Source organism: Tahibacter sp. (genome assembly GCF_035481375.1).
Classification (GTDB): domain Bacteria; phylum Pseudomonadota; class Gammaproteobacteria; order Xanthomonadales; family Rhodanobacteraceae; genus Tahibacter.
The window spans coordinates 1-1,536 of the sequence record NZ_DATIGT010000053.1 but is presented as its reverse complement, the minus strand read 5'-3'; the positions used below and the strand labels follow the sequence as shown (position 1 = coordinate 1,536).

The following is a 1,536-nucleotide window of genomic DNA, read 5'->3' as shown; positions in this document are numbered from 1 at the left end:
CGCGACGTTGCCGAGCAGGCCCGCAAGGCCCTGGCCGACCTGCCCGAACTCAAGCGCGTCTACACCGCGATCGGCGGCGTGCTCGATCTCGGCGATCCGAACCAGTCGCTCGTCGGCGACGTGCGCAAGGCGACGCTGACGCTGGACTGGGGCAAGCCCGGCACGCGCGACCGACACCAGAAAGTCCTCGAACGCGAAGTGCGCGAACGGCTCAAGGATCTGCCCGGCGTGCGCGTGAGCTTCATCAGCAGCGAACCCGGCGAGCTGCTGCAGCTCGTGCTGGCCGGCGACGATCCGCGGCTGCTGATGCAGGCGAGTCAGGCGCTCGAACGCGACTTGCGCAACCTCAAGGGACTCGGCAGCGTGACCTCGACCGCCTCGCTGCTGCGGCCCGAAGTCGTGATCACGCCCGATCCGCTGCGCGCCGCCGATCTCGGTGTCGCGACTGCGGACATCGCCGAGGCCGCGCGCATCGCGACCGCCGGCGATTTCCGCCAGCGCCTCGCCAAGCTCAATCTGCCCGAGCGGCAGATTCCGATCCGCGTGCGCATCGCCGAGCAGGATCTGGACAGCCCCGCGGTCATTTCGCTGCTGCGCGTACCCGGCCGCGACGGCCCGGTGCCGCTGACCTCGGTCGCGAACATCCGGCTCGACAGCGGCCCGGCGCAGCTCGACCGCTACGGCCGCCAGCGCAACATCACGTTCAACATGGAACTGAACGGCCGTCCGCTCGGCGAAGTCATGACCGAAATCGAACAGCTGCCGTCGCTGAAGCAGCTGCCGCCCGGCGTGAAGATGCTCAACACCGGCGATGCGGAAATCTTCGTCGAACTGTTCGTCGGCTTCCTCGTCGCGATGGGCACCGGCATTTTCTGCGTCTACGCCGTGCTGCTGCTGCTGTTCAACAACGCCCTGCAGCCGCTGACCATCCTGATCGCGGTGCCGCTGTGCGCCGGCGGCGCGTTCGGCCTGCTGCTGCTGACGAACAACTTCCTGTCGCTGCCGGCGCTGATCGGCCTCCTCATGCTGATCGGCATCGCGACGAAGAACTCGATCCTGCTCGTCGACTACGCGGTGATCGCGGAACAGGACCAGGGCATGACCCAGCACGACGCGCTCGTCGACGCCTGCCGCAAGCGCGCCCGCCCGGTCATCATGACGACGCTCGCGATGGGCGCAGGCATGCTGCCGATCGCGCTGGGCTTCGGCGCCGACGCGTCGTTCCGCGCGCCCATGGCGATCGCCGTGATCGGCGGCCTGATCACCTCGACGCTGCTGAGCCTCGTCGTCGTGCCGGCGGCCTACACCGTGCTCGACGACCTGCGCGAACGCGTGAAGCACCGCGCGACGCGCAAGCCGGCCAGGCTCGACACGTCGCCGCAGCACGGCTGACGCGATGCCCGAAGCGGCGGGGCTGCAAGGCCCCGCCGCTCATTCCAGGTGCGGCAGCCATTCGCGCAGCAGTGCCTGCAGCGCGGGCGTCTTCGCGGCGAGATCGGCTTCGTCGCGGAACACGATCATCGCGCGGTCCTTCGC

General features: G+C 69.1%; 1 protein-coding gene. It reads left to right on the top strand.

Features of this window, described 5'->3' with window-relative positions; all coding sequences use genetic code 11:
• A partial coding sequence (locus tag VLF18_RS03370) for an efflux RND transporter permease subunit (RefSeq protein ID WP_325278208.1) occupies positions 1-1,392 on the top strand: 1,392 nt, incomplete at its 5' end.
• Positions 1,393-1,536 lie beyond the last annotated feature (144 nt).